We start from the raw sequence: 24,374 nt of genomic DNA, 5'->3' as shown, positions 1-24,374 counted from the left end.
TCTAGATCGAGACTTTACCTGAAAGATCTTGCTCGTCTGCCTCCGAAGCTATGAATGAATGATGAGCTGGCATCCATACAAATCTTGACGGTGACTAAGATTTTCCTGACAGCAGAGAGGTCGCAAACCCGCAACAATAAGGGCATGGAGATTCTCGATAATCGAGCCATCGTATGGAATGTGCGCTGGATAGTGTGTTGGACTGCATATGCTGCGATCCGTCTTATTATTCTCATCGGCTGAAGTAAGACCGGTCTGGCCAAGCGAACAAGGCAACTTGCTTCTTGCCTGAGTCTTTGCAGATCCGGCTTACATGCGGCCAGGCTTTCAGGAACGCGAAGCCACAAGAGCCGATGATGTGGTCAACTCTGTCGCAGGTCCATGCTGTCCATACAGACTTAAAAGAGGCTGATCGCAGACGCCGACTAACACAATTTCCCCCAATCAAAAGAAAGATCCAGCGTCAGAATCGCGATCGTATGCTTTCGGCTTTCCTCAATCTGCAAACGAGAGCCGAAGAGATCGTCAGTGTTATTCCATCGTAAGTAAACGCAGAGCCCCGTGTGGATCAGGCAAAGAGGCCACTCTTTAAGAGCAAATCGAATGCCTCCGCGGAAACTTCAACCGAATCATTCCCTATGGAGCGCCATCATGCCTTTTGCACCTTTTAATGACGAACCGCCCCGCACTACAAAGACGAGCAGAACGATCGTGCTGAGAGCGTTCCTGTTCACGGTGATCACAGGAATCGTGGCGGCGGGCAGCATTGTGGTTTATCTGGCCTATATCGGTAAGCCGAGTCACTCCAAATACATGAGCTTCGAAGGCTTTATCGAACTGCCCAAGGAACGCACACTGAACGTTCTCGATTATTTGACGTTGGCCGGTAACACGCTTTTTGCCACAAGCGAGTCGACCGGTTCCGTTTTTAAAATCGATTTGAACCCGCATGACCTTCTCAGCAGTTCTGTATCGGTACAGCATGGTAGTGGCTCCGCACACGGAGTCGTACTTCTGCCAGGCACGAACGTCGCCTTCGTTACGCGTAGTGAAGAAAACAAGGTAGACGTTTTCGATGCGCAATCGTTGGCATTGCAGGCAACTATTCCTGTAGCGGACGATGCCGATGCAATCCAGTATCTTCCATCATCAAGACTTTTATACGTAGCAAGCGGCGATCCCAAGCTGGCAACGTTGATCGACCCTTTAAAGCGCGTACCCGTTGGGACCATTCCTCTTCCTGGCAAGCCGGAGTCTGCCTCTCTTGATCCCAAAACTGGTTGGCTCTATCAGAACCTTACCGATAATGGGTCGATCGTGGCGATCGATGTGACTAAGAGAGCGATTGCCGGGCAGTGGTCTCTGAATCCATGCCTGGGACCGACAGGAATGGCGATCGATACAAAGCTGCACCGTCTGTTCTCAGTGTGCGCGAAGAATGCAACACTGGTGGTCTTCGATCTGGATGCTCATCGCGTTGTCGCCTCTCTCAATATCGGTGGCGGACCCGATGTGGTGGCGTTCGATCCGGCTTTACGTCGCATTTACTCCGCAGGCATATCCGGAGAGCTGACGGTAATTCAGCAAGACGGGCCCGATACATATCAAGTCCTGGATCGCATTCACACTCATTATGGGGCACATACGCTCACTGTCGATCCCGTCACACACAAGGTGTTTGTCGCCTACGCCAGCTTGTTGGTTGCGCCCAGAATCGCAATCTTCACTCCAGTGAAATAAAGCGCGAAAAGGAATGCGCGTTCACCGTTCAATAATTCCCGCGAGAAGGGCTGATCCGATGAAGCAGGAACGTGTATCGCTTCTTCGGGTGAGCCCGATAATGGAAACAAGTCTGCCTGTGCTTCCGGCTCGTGCTTCGGCTCCGGGACGCATTCCTTTCCGGCTTCTAATTCCCTTCAGGCCTCAAACCCTCTGAAGGGCTCAGTGTTCCTGAAACAAGCTGAATTTTGTCCGCGGCTGGTCTGGTTGGCCAGCTCGCTTGGTGTCCTGCACGCGAGAGATGCGCGAGGACGAGAGCACATTTTCAGCGCTAATGGAGAGGGCGTTCATCACAGATGTCCCATTTCGCCACCTTGGCATCGCACCTTCGAATACCAGGCCTCACTGCCTCAAACGATTATGCGCCCAATCGGATAAGCGCCCATCCTCAATCTAGATTCCCTTTAAAAAATGGCGCCAGCATTCGCTGACGCCAGAGGAAGACTCTTCACGTTAGAAGTGATAGGTAACCGATCCGTAAGCTGTAAAAGGTGCTCCGGGATACCCAAGCAGATACCCCGATTGTTCATTCGCAGGCGCACTGGTGTAAGCACTGGTACCGAAATAGCTGCCTGCGGATATGTACTCATACTCGTTGTACTTTGAGTTTGTCAGATTTGACGCATTGAAGGTGACATCAAACCGCTTAAGAGGAACTTTTACAGAGAAGTTCGCAGTTGTATAAGAGGGCATCGTCGTCTGACTTGGCGTTCCAGTGCTGTTGTCAAATATGTGTTGACTTCCTATTGTCTGCAGAAAAAACGTTGGCTGGATATGCAAACGATATCTTGCTGCCCAGTCATACGTAGCACCGAAATTGAACGTGGCATTTGGCACATATGAAACAGGAAGATCGTTATAGCTCACGCCACCAGTAACATAATTTGTGAATTTCGAGCTTTGAAAAGTGGCGTTTGTGAAGATGGTGAGATGTTCGATCGGATCGTCGTCGAAATACATGTTGACGCCGCGGAAGAGCGAACTCCCGCTCGAGTCTATCGTGTCGCCGTTAGCTAAAGAAGTATCGATTTCCTGGTTTTCATAGCTGTTATGGAAGTAGGCGAGGCCAAAAAGAAGATTATGTTTAAATCCACTGCCGTCTGTGTGGATTTTAAAACCAACCTGTCCATACTTGCCACGCTGCAGGTGATAGCTGCTTGGATCAACTGATTGGAAGACACCGCCACCACCGCCGAGCTCTGGAGCACGCAACGCTTCTGCGTACCCACCATATATTGCCAACCACTTGAGCACTTGTGCGTTAGCGTCTATGGATGGCTCAACTCCGCTACGATTCTGGCTGTTTGCGGGACAGGCGCCCTGATCGTTTACGCCGTTTGTGTAGCTTTCACCTTCGCCGTTATAGCGACAAGCGGTATCCCAGATCGCTCCTGGCCCAAGCGTAAAGTCTTGCTGGGCATGGTCAGCAAAACTTGCGGTAAAGCCCACATAGCGAATTCCCGGCGTAATGTGGATTCGATCGATCGGGTGGATGTCATCTTGCAAGGCAATGGCGAAATCGTCCTGATTGAAGTATGACGAGCGCACCTTGCCGCCGATGTTCGCTACAGTTTTCGATCCGCCATCTGCCGGATTGTAAAAATTATTCCGCGTATTGTAGAGCGCATGGATGTAATATGCAGAGCCACTGATCGTGTTTTTGGGAAGCAATGAGCTGAAAGAAAGCCGGTCACCTATCGTGTCAGTATGCGGATCGTTCCATTCTCGCAGCTGAGCTCCTGGAGAATAGACATCATCCGTGCGGTAATGCGTGCGGTCGATGCGCTGAAACCACGACGTATTCTGTAACGTGGTGAGCGGATCCAGATGCATAGTTTCACGCCCATAGATTATGGCCATATCGTTGGTGTCGTACTTGTTGTAGCTGTTATACGGAAGAGTACTGTAATATCCAGAAGTTTGCTCGCTGTAAACTTCGCCGATACCCGGCGTGCCACTCACCGTGATAAGAGGATTTGCGACGATTGGAGTTACTTGCGAGCGATAGCTCCCGCTATGAGCGTAATAGCCACCGAGCTCAAAGCTATTCGAACCGACCGACTTGAGCGTTTTTGAGTAAAGGGCAAAGTCCTTTGACGGGCTGGCAAATCCGTCACCGATACCGGTGCGAAAATCATTTCCCTGCCCGCCTCCTCCTGCAAGCAAGGTTGACCATCCGTGATACAGGCCGGAGCTGGCGTTGAAGCTCAGCTGCTTCTGCTGATAGCTGCCGTAGGCAACTGAAACCGTGGCATGAGGGCGATCGGTAGGCTGAACAGGAGTGAAGTCAATGCCGCCGCCAATATTGTTATACCAACGGTCAGCCGGCTCTCCAGATCCATAGGTCACGTTCGTATTCTGAATCATTTGTGAGACTGGCAGCATGTCCGACTGCCACAAGTCTGTGGCAGGGTCAGACATCGGGATACCATCGAAAGTGACTGCGAGGGACCCCGAAGTGCTTAAGCCGCCATAGCCGCCCCATCCCTGGCTGATGCCGTTAATCATGATGGAATATTTCTGCGCCCCGGTGTTGCCATAACCAGTCACATTAGCCCCAGGTGTCAGTGAGAGGATCTGCCCAGCGCCGGCTACTGGACCAAGGGTGTCCATCTGGCTGCGGTCAAGGGTGCGGGTGCTCTGTCCTGACTCAAAGAGTTGCTCTTGTGACGGCTGCGTAGTCACACCATTCATCATGTGAGCACTAATGGTAACAGACTGCATGCTGCTGGCTAGCTGCATCTGGATATTTACCGCCAACGTTGCTCCAAGTGTCACGTTCAGATTGTCGCGGCGCGCAGCGGCAAAACCATCTTTTTCGACTGCTATCTTGTACGCACCTGGCTGGACGCGATCAAAAGTGAAGACGCCCGCATTGTTGCTTACGGTGGCCGCAGAGTTGCCGTGTGAGTCCGTCAATGTCACGACGGCATCGCTAACAAAAGCCTGAGAGGAATCAACAATGGTGCCACTAACTTTTGTACCTGCTGTCTGCGCAAATGTAGTCTGACCCGGTACGAGCAAGCAGACGATTCCTAACAAGAAAAGCAATTTATGTCTCAACTGAATGGCTCTCCAATGAGGTTAAGGGAACGAATCGAAATGTTGACGGTGATGCCTGCAGCCACGATCTGGCATGCGGGGGCTGACGCACCGGCAAGACGCCAGTGCTCTACTTCGTGCACGCAAGAGATTTCAGACACTAACCCGCATACGAGCGAGCATGGCTCATAGAGCTAGCAAGAAATCGATGTCAAATGTGAGTATGAGGACTTGGCTTAGAGTCGAAGAGGGAGAAAAGCCGGGGAGTGGTTATCCGGGAAAGAAGCGAAGGCATGCAGCCGGTCTGCATCCTGCACTGGATCTGGATTTTCGAGGCTCCAGGTCTCAGTAGTATTCAAACTGTCTCCCGGCCACTGAACGTCCAATGTACCGGGAACTACAGAGGGGGCGTTCGCGCGCTCCGCCTCAGAGAGAAGCTTTGCAAGAGGGCACTTTCCGCCCTGAAGCTTGACGTGGTAAAGCGACACCTTTGAAGCAGTGCCCCAGCTTAAAACCAATAATGCGAGCAACAAATATCCAAGCCTTCTCAGTTTGGCCGGGATTTTAAAATTGCGCTGCATATAAAACACCGGCTCCAGTCGAGACATTGCTGAACACTGTTGCTAGTATGCCGAATGCCCTTCATCTCCCTGTAAACACCTATTTAAAAAGGCTTTCAGATTTCCTTAAGATGTTCAGCTTTTGCCCAGGGGAATCCCCAGCACTAGAGTGGAAGCGCGAGGTTCGATGCCTCCCTAGAAGGCCTCTCGTAACATCCAGGGCGATATTCAATCTACGACACTGTAACGGCAATGCTGCTTTCTCATCAAGCAGTGACAGCTTCACGCCCCAATGCTACTTGCTTCGGATAGATATACGCATTTCCAATGGAAGGCAGATTTGTTCTTGCGCAGTATTGGATGACGCGTCCGCCACTACATCGGACCCACCACGCTTGTCATCGTTATTTCTTCGTGTGATGTGCGGCGGCCGGCCGCTCAAGACGTGCCCCTTAGTGGGGCAGATGCTGTGCATACGTGGCGATTTTTTCAACGAAGATCTTTTCGACCTCTCGACCTTTACTGCAACTGAGCTTTTCGGCTACTTGGTAAACCGATTTATCACCTGACCACATGAGCTATGCAGAGAGAACAAGCGCTGAGAATATTGTGCCGGGAAATTTCCTCTTAATCGATAAATGCGTATTCTTTCACTCGCTGGAAAAAATGTACCCCATGCCGTGGACTGTCCGTATGAGCGGTGTGGCCTCAGCTCCGTCGCCAAGCTTCGCTCGCAAGCCGTGCATGTACACATCCAAAGTGTTTCCTTTGACATCAGCTCCTTTTTCCCAGGCTGCATCAATCAGCTCTTCACGCGAAGTTAAATGACCACTGCGCCGCATCAGCGCCTTCAGCAACTTGGCTTGTTTTTGCGTAAGTTGAATCTCGCGTCCGTCGCGCCACGCAACCCGAAGCTCGGGGTTGAGAGTGATGCCTGCGATCCGAAGAATCGTATTCTGCACAGTCTGAGTTCGTCTTGCAATGGCCTCCACTCGAGCGAGTAATATTTGGAGAAGGAACGGCTTAACAATGTAGTCATCCGCGCCAAGATTGAATGCTTTCAAGACATCAGGAACGCTGTCTACCGCAGTGAGCATCAAGATTGGAACTACACTCTGGCGACTACGTACCGTTTCTAATATCTGCATACCGCTTACTCCGGGGAGATTAATATCCAGCAGTACGACATCATATCGGCTGTTAAGTAACAGGAGCGTACCTTCAACTCCGTCGTATGAATTCGTTACGTCATGGCCCCCTTCCCGTAGGCCTTGCGCGACCAGATTTGCGATGCGCTTGTCATCTTCAACAAGAAGAACTTTCATGATTGATCCACGGGACAGAACAACAGCGGGGTCAGAAGAAAAGACCTACACTTTTAAGCTCGTCCTTCTGATTCGGCTTCAACCCGCCACTCATGTTGCCTCAAGATTCCGCCAAAGAAAATTACAAATCACTGACTCTTTGTCTATGAACAGCCCGGAGACGACACGAACAGAGTACCGGCTTTCCCCTTAAGAAAAGCTTAAGGAGCAGCACGGACGCTAAGGATGTTGATGGACGACGCGAGAACTGGAGCGGTTGGATAGCCCCTTCCCCATCATTCAGTGCACGTTGATGCCGATGCTCACTTTGCGAAGGCGGCAGCATTAACTGGCCTGTCGCTACGGCCGTCGGCGTTGGAACAAAGTTCCACGAAAGAAGCCGACACCCGTCTTTTGGGATTTCTTGCTCGACCAACTCTCTGCGGACCTTGCCGAGCCGCGAGAACAACAATCCTTCCAATCCATACAAGGCGACTTCGCTTATCCTTGTGCGGGTTGCGGAGAACTAGTAGCTCCATGAACGGTCTCGGGAACGGCGAAGAAGAGGAGCAGAGTCGCGAGGCATGCGACGCCACCCAGAGCTAGAAACGATGTGCGATAACCAGCCTTCTCCATCAAAGTTCCCCCGAAGGTGTTGCTCAATGCGGCTCCGAGCCCCACGGCGGTTGCAAGAGCACCCTGAGCGAGATTGAAGCGTCCGGTGCCGCGCGTACGGTCAGCGATAACGAGGATTGAGACCACCCCGAAGATCGAATTCGCAACGCCATCCAGGATCTGGACTGCGAGCAAAGCAGGCACGGCGTGGAAGATCGTATAGAGAGCCGCACGGAATGGGAGAACCGCGAACCCAGCAAGAAGAATCCGCTTGCGACCATTCTGATTCGCGAACTTACCGAAGTAAGCGGAGGTGCAAAGCATGACAATCTGCGTTATCGCTATGCATGCACCCATAAAGGGGGCAGCCGCTTTTGGCGACCCGTGAGCTAGAAGCTCACCGAGTTGCGGGAGCATGGCAGCGTTTGCGAAGTGGAAGAGAAAGGCGCATGCCAGAAAGGCCAGGAGCACGCGATCTTTCGCGAGGTTTAGCAGGACAGCTTTGTCACCGCCCTCGGCCTTCCCGTCCTCGCAGCCACCGCGTGCCAGATCAAAGTCGATGTCGTCGCGTTTGATCAGCAGGGTCGCGATGATGGTCGGAAGTACGAGGATGGCGACGGCGTAGAAGATCGCCCGATTGCCAAGGTAGTGTGACGTGGCAGCGATCACCGCAGCCGCGAATAGGTTGCCGCCCGCATTGAAGCCCTGGTTGCGGCCAAACTGACAATCGAAGAGTTTGCTGCCGACAAGACCCATCGTGATGGCAGCGACGGTCGGCCCTAAGAAAGGTCCCGCTAGACCAATCAATCCCTGTGCCGTATAGACCACACTGCCGCGTCCCGAGAGGGCGAACAGAACAGCGCCGAGAGCGAGAACAATGCTCCCCGCGACCAAGATGAGCCTCTTCCGTGTAGCGCGATCGACGATCCATCCGGCTGGCGTTTGGAGAACAACGGTGACAATTCCGCCGAACGTTAGTGCGCGACCGACTGCGCCTGCTTGCCAGCCGATACTTGCCAGATAGGCAGCGACGAATGGACCAAGTCCCGCCTGCACGTCGGCAAGAAAGAAGTTGGTCCATTCCAAGGCGCGGACGCTGGAGCGTTTTTTGTCCGCTGCTTGCGAAACCGCGTCATGTGCTGTCGCCGCCATAGCTAGTCCTGAAGCCTCTTCTGCTCTTTGCCCGCCGAAAGTTCAGCGGGCTTCAGTTCGTCGACATGGGCGAGTGCCTCGGCGCCTCGAGCGAACTCAAGCGCCGCTCGATACGATCCACGCTTGAGAGCCGCCTTCGCTTCCTTAGTCATGCGCTCCATCAACGCATGAACTTCCTTTGGAGCGGAGTGGTGATTGGCATGATCTTCGGCTCGTTCCAGGAGATGGTCGAACTCGTCTTTGATCGTGGCTTTCAAGTTGTCAGCAACAGTTTCAGTGGCTTCACGATAAAGCGAAGCGAACGAGAGATGCTCAGCGGCGCGCAACAGGTCTGCGGAGTCCTTATATTGACCCGCGCGAAAGGCCCTGTCTGCAGTTTGCGAGAGAAAGGCGAGTGTCTCGCTTTCAGAGTTCGTGAGCTTGGCTATCGCTTGCACGCGACCGAGATGCTCAAAGGTCCGACGGGCATCTTTCGCGGCTTTATGCGGATCGTGATGTCCAGTTGCTTTCTTCGCCGCTTTCTTGGCGGCTTTCTTCGGTGGAGGCATTGTTCAAGTCCTTGGGTAAGCTGAGGAAGCGCCCGCTGCACAACTTCGTGTGGCAGGCCTCCGTTGGATGCTGTTGCCGACAGAGCTTGCTTACAGGCCTTGTGGTGTCGGCGGTGGAGGAGCAGGCGGTGTTACGCCGTCCGGGGGAGGCGCACCTTGCGGTGGGGGCAGGGGCGCGTCGCAAGGACGGGGATCGTCGCGCCGGCCGCGAGGCTCCCGCGGTGGAGCAGGCGGGCCTCCCGCAGGGCCGGGACCGACTCGCGGAGCGTCGTCCGCGTAGGAGACCCCGGCGATGGTGATCGCTCTCGCCTGGATCGTCTTGCTGCCCGAGTACGAGAACTCGTCCCCGGCTACTTGCACAGATGCGCTCTTCCTCAATGTCGACGGGATACGCTGAGCAAGACCGGGCGATAAAACAACGAAGGTTCCATTGCGAAGCATGAGGCCTTGAAGCCGATCCCCAGGTCCAGCTACGAAGCGTGCGATGTGGCTGGTTTCGGCTACCTGAGCTGCTGAAGGGGGAGGCGGAGAATTCCCTGGTGCCTGAGCGCCCGCAGAAACTGCCGCGAGAAAGAGTGGAATGGAAAGGATTTGATGATTCATGGGACCGCACCTCTACCTGCTCTAGGGCAAGCGGCGTGCCAAAGTGCAAACCATACAAAAACGCCCACTTTTTCCGTGTTTTCTTGGGTTTCACGGCACTCGCGCTCAGTACACCGTCTTCCTCTTGTACGGAATCCGTCCAACAACATGTACGGGAAGCGAACGCAAGCCAGTGGCACCTTTTCAGAAACCAGGCCATTTCGCGGAAAATAGACCCTGGAATCTTTGGAACGGAATTTGCATGGCTACACTGCGATGAAAGAGACGCAAACAACAGGGCCGATGATCTCCGCATGGCATGCGCCGAGCTTACGGAGCCGAGTTGCCTTGCTTGCGGGAACGGTCGTCATTCTTTTGGTCGGGACCCTGCTGATCCTTCTATGGGTTCTCCGCACTACACAGGCAAACGCTGTTGCAAGATCGCAGAAGCACCTTTCAGCGGTCGCGAAATCGCTCAAGACCGCTTATGAATCACGCCCCAATCCAACTGCGACGATTACAAGGGTCGAAGTTGGGCCGCCTCCACCACCGAAGCCCGAACGCTCTCCTGCTGGTAACAGCACGGAAATAGCTCCACCGCCCCCACCTGAACAGAAGCCGAAGCCACCGGGCGGAAGATCTCAATCACCCGAAGAACAAAGCCTTGAACAAATCACGGCCAAGGTTCTGCAAGACGAAACTGGAATAGAAGGTGGATTCTTTCGACCAGGTGATCAACGGTTATTGGGTTATGCCTTCCCGACGCATGAGGGTCCGGGCGACCCCAAAGCGCTCCCGGCTCGTGAAACGCCGGATATCGTCAACATCGCGTCGGCGGCCTTCACTGCTGAGAGTCTCCAGCAAAACGAGTTCTATGGTCCGCACGATGTTGTGTTGTTTATCGCCGTTCCCGTCTGCGATACAGCGAGCTGTGCCGGCGCCCCTGTTGGCTCTGCCTGGTTGATGCAACGCATTCCTGGCGCGGAATCAGATCGAAAGCGAGCTCTCCTCTGGAGTGCCTTCGGTTTTGGGGCGATTGCGTGTGTCACTGTACTCTTTGCCTTCTTCGTCCTTCGACAGGTTGGTCAAGGAACAGAAGCCATTTTGAACCGGCTAACCTGGATGGAGTCAGACCTCAATCAGCAGCAACATCCGCCAACAGTCCGTCTCGCAGAATTCCATCGTGTCCTGGACGGTCTGGACCGTCTCGGCGTCGCGCTTCGCGGGCAGATCGACCGCGAACGCGAGCTACAGGAGCGCGTCCGTCAGAATGAACGGCTCGCTGCTATCGGTCAACTAGCCGCTGGCGTTGCCCATGAGCTTCGGAATCCACTGGCAACTATCCGCTTGCGGGCGCAAATGACGCAGCGAAAGACTCAAGAAGAGCTCTCTTCCCAAGGCAGTACCGTGATTCTTGCCGAAGTCGACCGGCTGGATGCCATGATCGAACGTCTCCTCGACTTGTCCCGGCCGATCCGTTTAAGCACAGTGAAAACTGAGATCAGCACGATCGCTGAATCCGCGGTCGTGAGGTGGCGTGCTCGCCGAGCGGACATCAATCTGCGTTTCATTGGTCAGAATGATGTGGAAGCAACTGTCGATCCCCTTCGACTCGAACAAGTCTTCGACAACCTGATTGAGAATGCGATTCACCAACTCGACGAGCAGAAAACAGATCGGCCTTGGATCAAAGTTGATTGCCAGGAGCAGTCTGGAGAGGTGACTCTCACAGTGTCGGACAATGCCGGAGGCTTCAGCCTAGCGGCACTCAAGAGTGCGGTTGAGCCGTTTTTCACGACACGCGCGAAAGGTACCGGCCTGGGCCTGGCGATTACCCAAGAGATTGTTCACGCGATGCATGGCACACTCTCGATTGCCAACGAAGGTGACGGTGCAGTTGTTCGCATTCTATTTCCAGCGGAGCCACGATAAACATGTCGACTGTTCTCGTAATCGATGACGATAAGAATCTGCGCGAGACTCTTTCCGATCTATTTCGCAGCGAGGGTCACGATGTCCTGCAAGCCGCGAACGGCGAAGAAGCGATCGCCATTTTGCACACAGAGAGGCTAGACGTAGCGCTCTGTGACTGGCGCATGTCTCCGCTCGGCGGTCTCGACGTGCTCAAGGCTATACAACAGGAAGGGCGACAAGACTCCATTCCCATCATCGTGCTCACGGCGTATGGCGACGCTGAAAGCACGGTGCAGGCAATGCAAACTGGGGCCTACGATTTCTTGATGAAGCCAGTCGATGTCGATGCGGTTCTCTCGACCGTGAATCGAGCCTTGGAACACGTCGAACTGCAGCGGAGCCTCGACCGTCTCCAACAGGAGCGATTCCGGGATGGACGATTGCCGGTTCCCTCCGCATCTCTTGGTTCAAGCGAACAACTCATCGGTAAGTCATCCGCTTGGATCGAAGCGTTTAAGCGCGTCGGCCAGGTTGCTCAGACGGACCTCACCATCCTGCTCGAAGGCGAAACGGGAACGGGTAAAGAAGTCGTCGCGAAGGTAATTCATCGCAACAGCCAACGTGTGAAAGGGCCGTTCATCGCGGTGAACTGCGCCGCAATCCCGGAAGATCTTGTCGAGTCGGAGCTTTTCGGGCACGAGCGTGGAGCCTTCACCGGGGCTGCATCACAGCGCATCGGCAGCTTCGAACAAGCAGACGGTGGCACGTTATTCCTCGACGAAATCGGCGAGATGCCGCTCTCCGTTCAGCCGAAGCTGTTGCGCGTCCTGCAGGAGAAGACCTACCAGCGGGTCGGTGGAATGCGTCCGATGCAATCCAATGTGCGGGTCATTGCCGCAACGAACCGAAGCCTGGCGCAAGAAGTCGAGCAAGGCCGCTTCCGTTCAGATCTCTTCTACCGGTTGAATGCTTATTACATCGGCCTTCCACCACTCCGTGAAAGGAAGGCCGACATCGTCTCATTGGCCGACTACTTTCTGGAACGTTTCGCGTCGCTGCACCGAATGCCGCCTTCCATTCTGGATCCAGGTGCGAAAGCGGCTCTTGAAAGCTATTCGTATCCTGGAAACGTTCGTGAGCTGGAACAATTAATGAACAAGGTTGCGGTAGAGGCTGCGGGTCGACCGGTCACTGAGGCGATCCTTCGCCCTTACCTGCGACCGGCCTCACAGCATGCGGGAGCTGACCTGAAATTGTGGGAAGACCTTCCCTTCCATGAAGCAATCGCACGCTGGGAGCAACATCTCATTGAGCGTGCGTTAATCCTGTCCGGCGGAAACAAGTCGGATGCGGCGAAGCGTCTCGGCATACAGCGTCGGCTTCTTTACGAAAAGATGCAGCGCTTTACTCGTCCCCAAGGAGAGTGAGGTTCTCGGCATCGTACTGTTCTTACAAAGCTCACTGTGCGCATTGCATACAGACTCTGTAAGCTTTCGCCGTGTTATCTCCACCCTCGCCCATTGATGGAAATGGATTTGCTTACGGCAGCTCATCCCCTACGCAGACAGATACGATCAATTCTGTCTCCTGGCCGTCAAGCATCACGTCTACCGGACCAGCCGCGGCGACGATTCAGTATTCAGCGAACACTTCCCGAACGCTGGCTCTCTATTTGTAGGACGCAATAACGACCTCATAACAACCACGCCGAAGCCGTTCGATATCTGAATTTTCGGAGATGAACTGGTGTCAGTAGTGGTGTCAGTTGCGTTCGCAAAAGCGCGCGGTTCTATGCGATTCAGTGCAAATCGCATAGACGTCAGGAAACACCGCTACTACTCATTTTAAAGAGGTTTATGGTGACCCTGGGAAGATTCGAACTTCCGACCTGCGGTTTAGGAAACCGTCGCTCTATCCACCTGAGCTACAGGGCCACTGGATTGAGTTTACATTGCCGTGCGTTCACCTCAAACCCCGGCAACGCCTGGCGGGTTAGCGGGCGGCCTGGCGGCCCTGCCAGCGCTTGATGAGCCGGCGCGCGGTGGGTGACGGCAGCAGTGAAAAGAGGAGGAAGGCGACCGTGGCCAGCACAAAAAGCGCACCCACAGCAACGGCGCAACCGATGACAATTTCCTTAAGCATTCAAGCTCCTCAAAGACCCCGAAGGGCAACACATCCACTTCATTATAGAAGCTAAGGAAGAGTGCAGGCCGGAATCCTGGCCACGCAGTTCCAATACTTCATCCCGCCTGAAAACTTTCTGGCATCTGTAAAAACCGGCCCATGCAGCGCCTGTGCATTTCTCCGCATCCCATTCACGCGAACCATACAACCGGAGACTGCAAATCATGAGCGTCATGTTTCAGGCGTTTTACTGGGATTCCCCTGCCAAAGAAGACAAGGTCGGCGAATGGTGGAACTTTGTTGCTGAGAAAGTTCCCGAACTGAGCAAGGCCGGCTTCAACGCATTATGGCTTCCCCCGATTTCAAAAGCCGCCACTACAACCTCGATGGGCTATGACCCATACGACTATTTCGACATCGGCGATTACGACCAGAAGGGCGGCGTAAAAACCTTCTTCGGCAACCGCAGCGAGCTCGAAACTCTTATCGCCAGCATTCACGAACATGGAATGGGCGCCTATGCCGATATGGTCATCAACCATAACTCGGGCGCGGATGAGGAAGAGGTCAATCCGCTCGACGGCGAAAAACGCTGGACCAAGTTCACTCCCAAGAGCCGTATGTTTCCCCGCGACTGGAACAGCTTCCACCCCAGCCGTTACGAGGCCACGCTTGAGGGCGAGGTCTTCGCGGGCTTTCCTCACCTCTGCCACCGCAACCCGCTGGTATACATGGCGCTGATGGAGTACTCGCAGATGATCATCGAGCAGCTCGGCTTCGATGGCTTCCGCTTCGACTTCGTCAAGGGCTACGGTCCGTGGATGGTCGGCACCATATCGAAGTACAAGTACCAGCGCGACGGCAAAGACATTACCCCATTCGTCGTCGGCGAATACTGGGAGGACAACAGCAGCATCGACGAGTGGCTGGGCAAGGTGAACAGCTTCTCTGACAACCAGATTGCCGCCTTCGATTTTCCTCTGCGCTATCGCCTGAAAGATGTCTGCGACACTCCCAATTACGACCTGCGCAAGTTGACCGAAGATGGCGTGATCGTGGCCAAGCGGCCCATGCACGCGGTCACCTTCGTCGACAATCACGACCTCGAGAACGACGGCATCGCTATCGCCAACGACAAGATGCTGGCCTATAGCTACATCCTCGTGCACGAAGGTTACCCGTCGGTCTTCTGGCTGGATTATTACAACTTCGGTCTCGCCCGGCCCGGCACCAAGAACGGCATCGATGCGCTGATCGACGTGCATCACCGGTATGCAGGCGGAGACTCGCAGATCCTGCATGCCGACCCCGACCTCTACATCATGCAGCGCAACGGACACGAAGGTCAGCCCGGCCTGATTTACGTGCTCAACAACCTCGGCAACCAGTGGAGCGGCACAACTGTGAAAACGCAGTGGCCGAACCAGAAATTCATTCCCGTCGCATGGGACGGCCACGACCAGGCCGAGCCCACTGAGCGTACTACCAATGAACATGGCGAGGCCGAGTTCCCTGCTCCGCCGCGCGGCTTTGCGGTTTACGTGCCTGCTTAGGCGTCGTAATAAAAATGGCGGCTCCCAACGGAGCCGCCATTTTCTTTGCTGCTTAATAGAGATCTGTGGTGAGCTGCTCTACATCTCCGGCGAGGCCGAGCTTTTCTAGCAGCAGCCGGAAACGCGGCGTGGAGCGCAGCGGATCGTACGGCGGGAAGATGCGTGCGTAGGCCAGGAAGGCATCGCGCGCTTCGTAGGCTTTGTCCATCCAGTCCATGGCGGTATCGAGTTCGCCGAGCCCGATGGAAATGAGTGCAGGCCCCATGGGAGAGATGTACCGCTGCGTACCGAATTGGATAAGCTGCTCGCGCATGGTGCGAGCGGTCTCTATGCGGCCGTCCAGCCCGTATGCATAGCCGAGGATTCCCATCAGTGTGGCATTATTTCCGGATCGGGCGACGCATTTCTCTAGCCACGTGACCGCCGAAGCATATTGACCGCGCTGTACTTCAATCAGTCCCATGCACAGGGGAATTTCAAAGTGATCGGGCGTGAGCTGCAACGCCCGATCACACTGTTCCTGAGCGTCTTCATATCGTCCAGCGTAGTAGTGCGGCCATGCCAACCCTGTACAGACGATTGGAGACAATGGGTCCAGCCTTCTCGCCGTACGCAATTCCAACATGGCCGACTCGAATCGACCCAGTTGAAGCAGAAGTATCGAGTAGACGAAGTGCGCAGTAGAAAGCGCAGGATTCAACTCTATTGCTCGCAGACATCTCTCTTCTGCTTCCCGCCAGTCAAGATCGTCATACAACGCGCACTTTGCCAGAGAGATTTCGGCTTCGGCCAGTCCGGGATCAATCCTCATAGCCTGAAATGCCAGTTCCCGTCCTTTTTTCCAGGCCGAACGTGGAGGAGCAACTCCCCAGTATCCAAAGCTGATATGGCAATCAGCCAGGCCTGAATATGCCGGGGCACAAAGCGGATCGGTCTCGATGGCCTGTTGAAACGCCTGAAATGCAAGTTTGAAACTCGCTTCCGTGCGTTGTTCCCAGTGGTATCTGCCCTTCAGGTAAAGACCGTGAGCGTCCACGTTGCCCGCATACCGTGAATGCATCCGGGGAAGCCCGGTTTTCTCTTTGCGTTCGAACTTCGCTGCAACCGAGCTTGCGATGTCTTCCTGGATAGCGAAGATGTCTTTCAGCTCGTGGTCGTATTTCTGCGACCAGATCTGGTAGCCGGTACGGGCGTCGGTCAGCTGCACGGTCACGCGAAGCTTGTTCTCCGACCAGCGAACACTTCCATCGAGAATCGTATCGACGTTTAACTGCTCCGCGATCTGGCGAACGTTGCGCTCCTTCCCCTTGAAGCCGAAGGCCGAGGTATGAGAAACGACGCGAAGACCCTGCAACTGAGAGAGCAGGTGAATCAGCTCATCCGTTAGCCCGTCACTGAAATACTCCGTGTCGGCGCCTCCGCCGACATTGCCAAACGGCAGCACGACGATGGACGTTGGGCCCTTCGCTCCGTCAGAAGCGCCGAAGACAGTCGGCAGATCGATGCCATGGCGCGCTGCATGCAGATGCGCAAGCATCTCTTCCGCGCGCTGGTAGCGGTCTTCGGGCGACTTGGCAAGGGCACGCGCAACGACGCGCTGCACCTCGGGCAAAGCTCCCTCACGCGATTCGGTCACAGGCGCGAAGCTTCCCGTCTCGATGGCCAGCATCAGTTCCGCGCCGCGCCCCTGGAACGGACGACGGCCGGTGACCATCTCGTAGAGCACTACCCCTAACGACCAGATATCGCTGCGCGGATCGGCGAAACCTTGAATCTGCTCGGGAGACATGTACGCCATCGTTCCCGCGTAGCCTCCGGGTTGGATCGCCGGTGTGTTCTGTGTGAGTTTGACCAGCCCGAAGTCCAGGATCTTGGCAATGCCGTCATCCGTGACGATGACGTTTTCAGGCTTGATATCGCGATGCACCAGTCCGTGGCGATGCGCCTTGGCCAGGCCGTGAGCCACATCGATGGTGTGCTGCAAAGCGTCTTCCATCACCAGCGGACCGCGTGCGAGCTTGCGGCGCAATGTTTCGCCCTCGTAATAGGCCATGGCGATGAAGAGCTGTCCGCTGGACGCAGTCTCGATCTCGTAGATGGTGCATACATTGGGGTGATCGAGAGACGAGGCGGCCCGCGCCTCATGGATGAAGCGGCGGGTGGCGTGCTCGTCGGAGGTCTGACTCGACTTGAGCACCTTGATGGCGACGGAGCGCTCCAGGTTCAGGTCGCGGGCCTTGTAAACAACGCCCATGGCTCCTTCAGCCAGAAGCTCCTGGATCTGATAATGTCCAATGACTTGCCCGATCATTCTGGGGTCATTCTAACTGCTTCGTCCGCTATCCCCCGCATGCCTCCGTAAATCGTCCAAAGCAGTCGGAGCATTCTCAACTGCCTGTCGAGTCCGGCGTCATCGATTACTGCAACTTCCTGCAGCACTGCTTCGAAGCCGGAGACAATAGCTCCGTTCTGATTTTCATCCGCGATTCTCGTAAAGCGCGGAACCTCGCATCTTCTCAGCGCCTCAACTTCCCCGGCCGAAAGTGTGCTGTCTGTCTCCATGCCAAGCGCGAATAGAAGAATCTGGCGGTAATACTCCGGAGTATCACGATGCAGAACACGCACAGGCAGATTTCTCGCTGAGTCAAGCAGGGACGCAATCTGCGCGCGGTGCTCCGAGAGAAAATGCCAGGTCGCCGAGAATCCTTCCTCCATCTGTTCAACGAAAAGATGTGGAGAACGCGCCTGATCTTCCCGGAACGGCAGATTTTCGCGCGGATTCAGTGTCACGGGAGAGCATACGAAACCGGGCAAATCGAGAACGATCTGCTGTGGCATCGAGCAACTCAACGCACCAATATCGTATGGCCGCCGCATTGCCGGCAGCATGCTGGTATTGGAAATTGCAAAATCGTGCGAACCATCGGTCAGAGGTTGGAAAAGAGTCTCTGCGTCAATGAGAACCGGCTGCGAACCGCAGGCGATCAGGTTTTGAAAGTGGCAGTCGCTCACTCGCAACAAGCGGAGCAGGCAGAGCAGAGCTCCGGCGTGGCGATAGTAGTCGTAAAGCTCGACTTCGCAAGCGCAGGTGCGGTGCAGGGCGAACTCGACCCACCCGTAACTCTCGCGTGCCAGGACTTTGAGGCTCGCGAACGAAAATGGAGGGGTCAGCCCGTTCACCTGGATAAGGAACTGGTAGAACCAACTTTCGGTATCAAGCGATCGTGGCTTGTAAACAAGTCTCCCGCCGTCAGCGAAAGACAGGATCGCCACCGCGCAGGCGCCATCATGGCGATCCGAAAGATCGATCGCAATCGCGACAATCTGGCCGATTGAACAGCCTGCAAAAAGTTGCAGTTGCAGACAGTCACGATCCTGCTCCAGCCTGCGAAGCATTGTGAGTTGAGCTGTGGTCCATTGCGCAGCCGCGGTATGAAGGCTCGCAGGATCGTTACGTAGACGCGCCCTCCACTTCAATTCCTCTCTCAGGGAGCCGATCATTTCATCGCGCGCCTTTGCCGAGAGAATTTCATGGTTCGCCAAAATTGCATTCTGCTGCGCCAGCAGTCCGTAAATTGCTGATAGTGATTCTTCTGAGCAAGCCGGGATGTCGTTATCGATGACCGCAGTGAGCAATTCGAATATCCGCATGAACAGCCTCAGAGCTTCTCAGAAACAGGCTCGAGCAAACGCGCCCATGCGCTGGCAGATTGCTTAAGAAATCCGACTTCCGCTGTGCAAAGCCGATCCCGCAGATCAAGATAGCGCAGCAGTTCCGAGCTGTTGAGCACGGCGGCCTTCTGCCTGATCTCTACCATCCACTCCGCAAGACGCTCACCGGCCCAGGCAAACCCTTCGCGCCCCATCCACATTGCAAGCGACTCATCGAGCGTCATGCGCTGTTTCGCTTCGCAAAGAAGCCAGGTAACAGCTCCGCGTTCAGCATCGCCGCTCCAGCCCAGCAGATCATTACGGAATTGATGCCAACAAGCGAAACTATGAAAATAGTCTTCCCACGCGGGCAGCAAATCTTCACGCCCGTACCGGAAGCAGACTGCCGCCACCGGCACCATGGCCGCGATGGTCTTATGCGCTGCGATATTCCGGAATTCCTTCTCGCCGATCTCGATAAGCGATGCATCAACGGACGCCGCTTCCGCGGTTTCATCCATATAGCGGTGAAAGCAAGTCCAGAAAACATGCGAAGCAGGGAAATATTCAAAGAATATGCGTTGGAAGTCGAGCAGAAAAGGATAGAGCGCAGGTAAGCCGGACTTCTCTGTTGGATGGCCGTCCATTAGATCGTCGAGCATCCGAGCAAAGTAGTAGAGATTGGTTGAAGCTTCCATCAGGCGGCCCTGGAAGGCAGAATCTACCGTCCGTTGCAAACTCAACTCCAACCACCAGGGCAGAGAAAAAAGCGTAAGCGCATTGGGATGTAGGAAGTATTCTTCGGGCTTCTGAATATCGCAGTGTGTAGTTAACCATTTGAGCGTGGGTATCGTTAATAGCGGGGCCCTCTGTTCAAGACTGGCTACGGCACGCCTTACAGAGCTTTCCGCGATCGACTTAAACTCAGCACTGAACGGATCAATATCCACACGACTCATAAAAACATAGCCTCAGGCCGGGAACAAGCCTGAGGCTGGAAGTGATACCAGCCTCAGACTAGCTTACAGCTGGATCATTAAAGTATTTTTGTCCGAAATCCTGCTGCATTTGCTTTACAACGGTGAGAACATGCTTAACCCGATCGACAATATCGGAAGTTGGCAGAATGCCCAACGATGCAAGTGCGCGCTCGGTATTGCTGCTAAGTTGTTCACGGAAGGAACTATCCAGAAGAGCCCTGTCATAGACCAGTTGAAGTGTTGACATGTGGCATCCCTTTCTTTGTTTCCTGGAAAAAACTTCCACAGCTCTCCCGATAAACGCAACAATGAATTCTGAAGCTACACGATATTCATAGTCATATCTGAATAAATTATTCAGATTGGTCTAAGTAATGCATATCTCTTTTTCGACATCCTCGATGCCGAAATCACGCTGCATCTCGCGGATGGCCTTAAGTGTATTTTCGACGCCCTTCATGATCTCGGGCGTGGGGTTGATTTCGATCGATTCGAGCGCGGCCCTGGGGTCGGCATCGAGAAACTCGCGGAATGTTTCATCACGGAGGACTTTGTCGTAAAGCCTTCTGTAGGCGTCAGTCATCTTTCTTCCTTCACTTTCTTTTTCCGTCTGCAGGGTGGAGGATGGACCACAGGCGATTCATCCGGAAGCGAAGAGATTTGAAACGGTTCTCAGGGCCCGGGCATCACATAACCGTTTTTTGTGTTCTCTTCATGCAGCATCCTAACCTTCATGTCACAGTAATCAAAGGCGAATTTTTGTAAGTGTCCGTTAAAAAAGGAGCACCGATGAGCCCCAAGCTTCAGCAGGAGACACGTCCGCATCCGCTTTCCCCCGAACTGTTACAGAAGATGCACGCCTACTGGCGCGCCGCCAACTATCTCTCGGTCGGGCAGATTTACCTTAAAGACAACCCTCTCCTCGAACGTCCACTGACCATCGACGACATCAAGCCGCGCCTGCTCGGTCACTGGGGCACGACTCCCGGCCTGAACTTCATCTATGTACACCTGAACCGCCTCATCTGCGAAACGCAGGCGAAGTTCATGTACGTCATCGGACCCGGACACGGCGGCCCCGGTATCGTCGCCAACAGCTACCTCGAAGGCTCATACACCGAGATCTATCCGCATATTGAGCGTGATCGCGATGGCATCAAGCGGCTCTTCCGGCAGTTCTCCTGGCCTTACGGCATCCCCAGCCACGTTTCCCCGGAGGTTCCAGGCTCCATCCACGAAGGCGGTGAACTCGGCTATTCCCTGCTGCATGCCTATGGAGCGGCCTTCGACAATCCTGACCTCATCGTTGCCTGCGTCGTCGGCGACGGCGAATCGGAGACCGGAGCATTAGCCACCAGCTGGCACTCCAACAAGTTCTTGAACCCGGCGACGGACGGCGCGGTGTTACCGATTCTGCACCTGAACGGTTTCAAAATCGCCAACCCCACCGTGCTGGCGCGAATTCCCGAAGGCGAACTGGAAGCGTTGCTTCGCGGCTATGGCTACAAGCCCATCTTCGTCAGCGGTCATGAGCCGGAGGAGATGCACCAGAAGATGGCCGCAACCCTCGACCTGATCTATGACGAGATCCGCGCGATTCAGAAGAAAGCCCGCGATACCGGCGACCTCACCCGTCCTATCTGGCCGATGATCGTGATGCGCACACCCAAGGGCTGGACCGGTCCAAAGGAAGTGGACGGCAAGCCGGTGGAAGGAACGTGGCGCGCGCACCAGGTCCCCTTTGCCGAACTGCGCGAGAAGCCTGAGCACTTGAAGCTGCTTGAGAAGTGGATGAAGAGCTACAAGCCGCAGGAACTCTTCGATAAGAACGGCGAGTTCGCAGAGGAATATCAAGACATCGCACCCAAGGGGCAGCTGCGCATGAGCATGAGTCCGCATGCGAATGGCGGCCTGCTGCTTGAGCCGCTGCGTCTGCCTGACTTCGAGAACTACGCGGTACCCTGCCCTGCTCCAGGTGCGACGGATTCAGAAGCTACCCGCGTGCTTGGCGTCTTCCTGCGCGATGTGATGAAGGAGAACGAATCCACCAGCAACTTCCGCCTCTTCGGCCCGGACGAAACAGCTTCGAACCGTCTGGAAGCCGTCTATGCCGAAACGGGAAAGCGCTGGCTGGCCGAGACGGAACAAGTCGATGAAAATCTGGCTCCCGATGGCCGCGTGATGGAAGTGCTCAGTGAGCACATGTGTGAAGGATGGCTCGAAGGCTACCTGCTTACCGGGCGACATGGCCTCTTCAACTGCTATGAAGCCTTCATTCACATCATCGACTCGATGTTCAACCAGCACGCCAAGTGGCTGAAGGTCAGCCGCGACCTGCCCTGGCGCAAGCCGATCGCGTCCCTGAACTACCTGCTCAGCTCGCACGTATGGCGGCAGGATCACAACGGCTTCTCACACCAGGATCCCGGCTTTATCGACCACGTTGCCAATAAAAAGGCCGAGGTGGTTCGCATCTATCTTCCGCCGGATGCCAACACCCTGCTCTCGGTCGCGAGCCACTGCCTGCGCAGCAAGAACTACGTGAACCTCATCATCGCAGGCAAGCAGCCCGCTCCTGTGTGGCTGACGATGGAAGAAGCAGTTCGTCACTGCACCGCGGGTCTTGGCATCTGGGATTGGGCTTCGAACGATGGCGGCGGCGAACCCGACGTGGTCATGGCAGCCTCCGGCGACATTCCCACCATGGAGACCCTGGCTGCGATCTCGCTGCTGCGTGAGCATGTGCCCAGCCTCAAGATTCGCATGGTCAACGTCGTCGATCTCATGACGCTCGAATCGAACAAGGAACATCCGCATGGGCTTGCCGATGAGGATTTCGATCGACTGTTCACCCTCGACAAGCCGGTCATCTTTACCTTCCACGGCTATCCAACGGTGGTCCACAAGTTCACCTACAAGCGGAAAAATCATGACAACTTCCATGTCCGCGGCTATATGGAAGAGGGCACAACCACGACGCCTTTCGACATGTGCGTACGCAACGGCATCGATCGCTTCCGGCTCGCGCTCGACGCCTTCGAGTACGTTCCACGCCTGAAAGATCAGGAGGCCGAAGCATTCCAGAAGTTCACCGAAAAGCGGCAGGAGCATAAGCTGTACGTCTCGCAACACGGTGAGGACATGCCCGAAGTGGCCAACTGGCGCTGGTCTCACCCGAAGGACGGCAAGGCTGCGAACAAGGCCGAGGACACCGGCGGAGACAACGCGTGAGCGGCTCCTCCGGAGCGATCCTTGCAGTCAACAGCGGTTCCTCGACACTGAAGTTCGGGCTCTTCCAGCTCGAAGAAGGTGAAGAGAAGCCGCTGTTTGAGGGCAGCGCCGAGGGAATCGGCAAAGATGCCGGTAGGCTCGAGATCAAAGACGGCAGCGGTAAAACCGTCCACCATGAAGAGCAGAAATATACCTCACAGGATGACGCGTTGCAGCATGTCTGCTCCACGCTTCCCTCACTGCAATCTCCGGAGCCCGCGGCAGTAGGGCATCGCTTGGTGCACGGCGGCCCTCGCCTGCGCGAGCATGCGCTGCTGACCCCGCAGGTCTTTCGCGCATTGCAGGAAGCGGTACATTTCGCACCGCTCCACATACCGACTTCGCTTGAACTGATCCGCAGCGCGGAGAAGCTTTATCCGAAAGCGCCTCAGTTTGCCTGCTTCGACACCACCTTCCACACGACTCTGCCGGAGATCGCATGGCATTATCCGTTGCCGGAAAAGCTCGTTGCGGAGGGCGTCCGGCGCTATGGCTTCCACGGTCTCTCGTACGCGTCGATCGTGCATCAGCTCGGCTCGCAAATGAAGCCGCTGGCAGTGGTCGCCCATCTTGGCAACGGATCGAGCCTGTGCGCAATGCGCGATGGAAAATCGATCGATACCAGCATGGGAATGACACCGACCGGCGGCATCCCCATGGGTACACGCACAGGAGATCTCGATCCCGGTGTACTGCTCTACCTGATGCGCGTGCATAACCTCGATGCAGATCAGCTCGAAGCCATGCTCAATCACGAATCGGGATTGCTTGCGCTCGGCGGATCGGCCGACATGCGCGACCTGGAGCAGCGCTCCGCTGCGGGAGACACGCAGGCCGCATTGGCCATCGAAATCTTTACGTTATCGATTGCGAAAACCATCGTGGCATATGCAGTGGAACTCGGCGGCCTCGATCAGTTGATCTTTGCCGGGGGCATCGGCGAGCACAGCGCAAGAGCTCGCAGCGCTATCCTGAAAAAGCTGTCTCACTTCGGCCTCGTTCTAGCGCCAGGAAAGAACGATTCCGCTTCCGATGTGATCTCTAGCAGTAACAGCAGGGTTGAAGTCCGCATCGTGCCCAGCAAGGAAGAGTCGCAGATTGCGCGTGAAGTGCGCTCTCTACTTTAAAACAGTATTGCCTATGCCAGTTCGGATCTGTACACGCGCATTCGCCCTCACTACATGGCTCATTCATCGCAGCCGCTGCGGACTTTCGGCACTGCTGTTAATGACAGCATGCTGTGGAGCCTTGGCCGGCCAGCAGCCGGAGCACGCCGCACTTCCGCTGACGCCTGTTCGCG

General features: G+C 55.2%; 18 protein-coding genes and 1 tRNA gene. 6 read left to right on the top strand and 13 right to left on the bottom strand.

Annotation, left to right across the window (positions count from 1 at the left end; translation table 11 throughout):
• Positions 1-651: 651 nt before the first annotated feature.
• Complete coding sequence (locus tag LJD29_RS15340; protein ID WP_446742423.1) at positions 652-1,740, top strand: YncE family protein; 1,089 nt, start codon at positions 652-654, stop codon at positions 1,738-1,740.
• Positions 1,741-2,232: 492 nt separating this feature from the next.
• Here the strand turns inward: LJD29_RS15340 and LJD29_RS15335 are convergent, their stop codons facing one another.
• The 6 genes from LJD29_RS15335 to LJD29_RS15310 form a co-directional block, all read right to left on the bottom strand.
• The gene (locus tag LJD29_RS15335) at positions 2,233-4,842 is read right to left on the bottom strand and encodes a TonB-dependent receptor (protein ID WP_446742422.1); all 2,610 of its coding nucleotides are present in this window, start codon (positions 4,840-4,842) and stop codon (positions 2,233-2,235) included.
• A gap of 215 nt (positions 4,843-5,057) precedes the next feature.
• On the bottom strand, positions 5,058-5,402 hold the full coding sequence (locus LJD29_RS15330; RefSeq protein WP_446742421.1) for a hypothetical protein: 345 nt from the start codon (positions 5,400-5,402) through the stop codon (positions 5,058-5,060).
• Between the two features lie 629 nt (positions 5,403-6,031).
• The gene (locus LJD29_RS15325; RefSeq protein ID WP_446742420.1) at positions 6,032-6,706 is read right to left on the bottom strand and encodes a response regulator transcription factor; all 675 of its coding nucleotides are present in this window, start codon (positions 6,704-6,706) and stop codon (positions 6,032-6,034) included.
• A 480-nt stretch (positions 6,707-7,186) separates the two neighbouring features.
• The gene (locus tag LJD29_RS15320) at positions 7,187-8,452 is read right to left on the bottom strand and encodes an MFS transporter (protein WP_446742419.1); all 1,266 of its coding nucleotides are present in this window, start codon (positions 8,450-8,452) and stop codon (positions 7,187-7,189) included.
• A gap of 2 nt (positions 8,453-8,454) precedes the next feature.
• Positions 8,455-9,000: a hypothetical protein gene (locus LJD29_RS15315; protein ID WP_446742418.1), complete on the bottom strand. Its 546-nt coding sequence runs from the start codon at positions 8,998-9,000 to the stop codon at positions 8,455-8,457.
• Positions 9,001-9,090: 90 nt separating this feature from the next.
• On the bottom strand, positions 9,091-9,603 hold the full coding sequence (locus tag LJD29_RS15310; RefSeq protein ID WP_446742417.1) for a hypothetical protein: 513 nt from the start codon (positions 9,601-9,603) through the stop codon (positions 9,091-9,093).
• Positions 9,604-9,858: 255 nt separating this feature from the next.
• On the opposite strand from LJD29_RS15310, the gene LJD29_RS15305 reads away from it, so the two are divergent.
• Complete coding sequence (locus LJD29_RS15305) at positions 9,859-11,514, top strand: sensor histidine kinase (protein ID WP_446742416.1); 1,656 nt, start codon at positions 9,859-9,861, stop codon at positions 11,512-11,514.
• A 2-nt stretch (positions 11,515-11,516) separates the two neighbouring features.
• Positions 11,517-12,923, top strand: coding sequence for a sigma-54-dependent transcriptional regulator (locus LJD29_RS15300; RefSeq protein WP_446742415.1), 1,407 nt, complete (start codon positions 11,517-11,519; stop codon positions 12,921-12,923).
• A gap of 430 nt (positions 12,924-13,353) precedes the next feature.
• Here the strand turns inward: LJD29_RS15300 and LJD29_RS15295 are convergent.
• Positions 13,354-13,430 (bottom strand) — tRNA-Arg (locus LJD29_RS15295).
• A 58-nt stretch (positions 13,431-13,488) separates the two neighbouring features.
• Entirely contained in the window at positions 13,489-13,638 is a 150-nt protein-coding gene (locus tag LJD29_RS15290) for a hypothetical protein (protein ID WP_446742414.1), read from the bottom strand.
• Between the two features lie 206 nt (positions 13,639-13,844).
• Here LJD29_RS15290 and LJD29_RS15285 point away from each other — a divergent pair, with 206 nt between their 5' ends.
• Complete coding sequence (locus LJD29_RS15285) at positions 13,845-15,173, top strand: alpha-amylase family glycosyl hydrolase (RefSeq protein WP_446742413.1); 1,329 nt, start codon at positions 13,845-13,847, stop codon at positions 15,171-15,173.
• 52 nt (positions 15,174-15,225) lie between these two features.
• Here LJD29_RS15285 and LJD29_RS15280 read toward each other — a convergent pair whose 3' ends face one another.
• From LJD29_RS15280 to LJD29_RS15260, 5 genes are all read right to left on the bottom strand, one after another.
• The gene (locus tag LJD29_RS15280) at positions 15,226-17,484 is read right to left on the bottom strand and encodes a protein kinase domain-containing protein (RefSeq protein WP_446742412.1); all 2,259 of its coding nucleotides are present in this window, start codon (positions 17,482-17,484) and stop codon (positions 15,226-15,228) included.
• The gene (locus LJD29_RS15275; protein WP_446742411.1) at positions 17,481-18,824 is read right to left on the bottom strand and encodes a type 2 lanthipeptide synthetase LanM; all 1,344 of its coding nucleotides are present in this window, start codon (positions 18,822-18,824) and stop codon (positions 17,481-17,483) included. Before LJD29_RS15275 ends, LJD29_RS15280 begins: the two co-directional genes overlap by 4 nt.
• Before the next feature lie 8 nt (positions 18,825-18,832).
• A complete protein-coding gene (locus LJD29_RS15270) occupies positions 18,833-19,783 on the bottom strand; it encodes a class 1 isoprenoid biosynthesis enzyme (protein WP_446742410.1) in 951 nt (316 codons plus the stop codon).
• Positions 19,784-19,841: 58 nt separating this feature from the next.
• On the bottom strand, positions 19,842-20,051 hold the full coding sequence (locus tag LJD29_RS15265) for a hypothetical protein (RefSeq protein WP_446742409.1): 210 nt from the start codon (positions 20,049-20,051) through the stop codon (positions 19,842-19,844).
• Between the two features lie 120 nt (positions 20,052-20,171).
• Positions 20,172-20,387, bottom strand: a complete 216-nt coding sequence (locus LJD29_RS15260) for a hypothetical protein (RefSeq protein ID WP_446742408.1) — start codon at positions 20,385-20,387, stop codon at positions 20,172-20,174.
• A 206-nt stretch (positions 20,388-20,593) separates the two neighbouring features.
• On the opposite strand from LJD29_RS15260, the gene LJD29_RS15255 reads away from it, so the two are divergent.
• Together LJD29_RS15255 and LJD29_RS15250 are read left to right on the top strand one after the other, a co-directional pair.
• Positions 20,594-23,035 (top strand): phosphoketolase family protein, encoded by a 2,442-nt coding sequence (locus LJD29_RS15255; RefSeq protein ID WP_446742407.1) that lies wholly within the window; start codon positions 20,594-20,596, stop codon positions 23,033-23,035.
• Positions 23,032-24,201: an acetate/propionate family kinase gene (locus LJD29_RS15250; protein WP_446742406.1), complete on the top strand. Its 1,170-nt coding sequence runs from the start codon at positions 23,032-23,034 to the stop codon at positions 24,199-24,201. Before LJD29_RS15255 ends, LJD29_RS15250 begins: the two co-directional genes overlap by 4 nt.
• Positions 24,202-24,374: the final 173 nt, after the last annotated feature.

The organism is Silvibacterium acidisoli, assembly GCA_022870745.1.
In the GTDB taxonomy this organism is placed as follows: Bacteria; Acidobacteriota; Terriglobia; order Terriglobales; family Acidobacteriaceae; genus Silvibacterium.
This window is presented reverse-complemented; position numbering and strand designations above follow the sequence as displayed.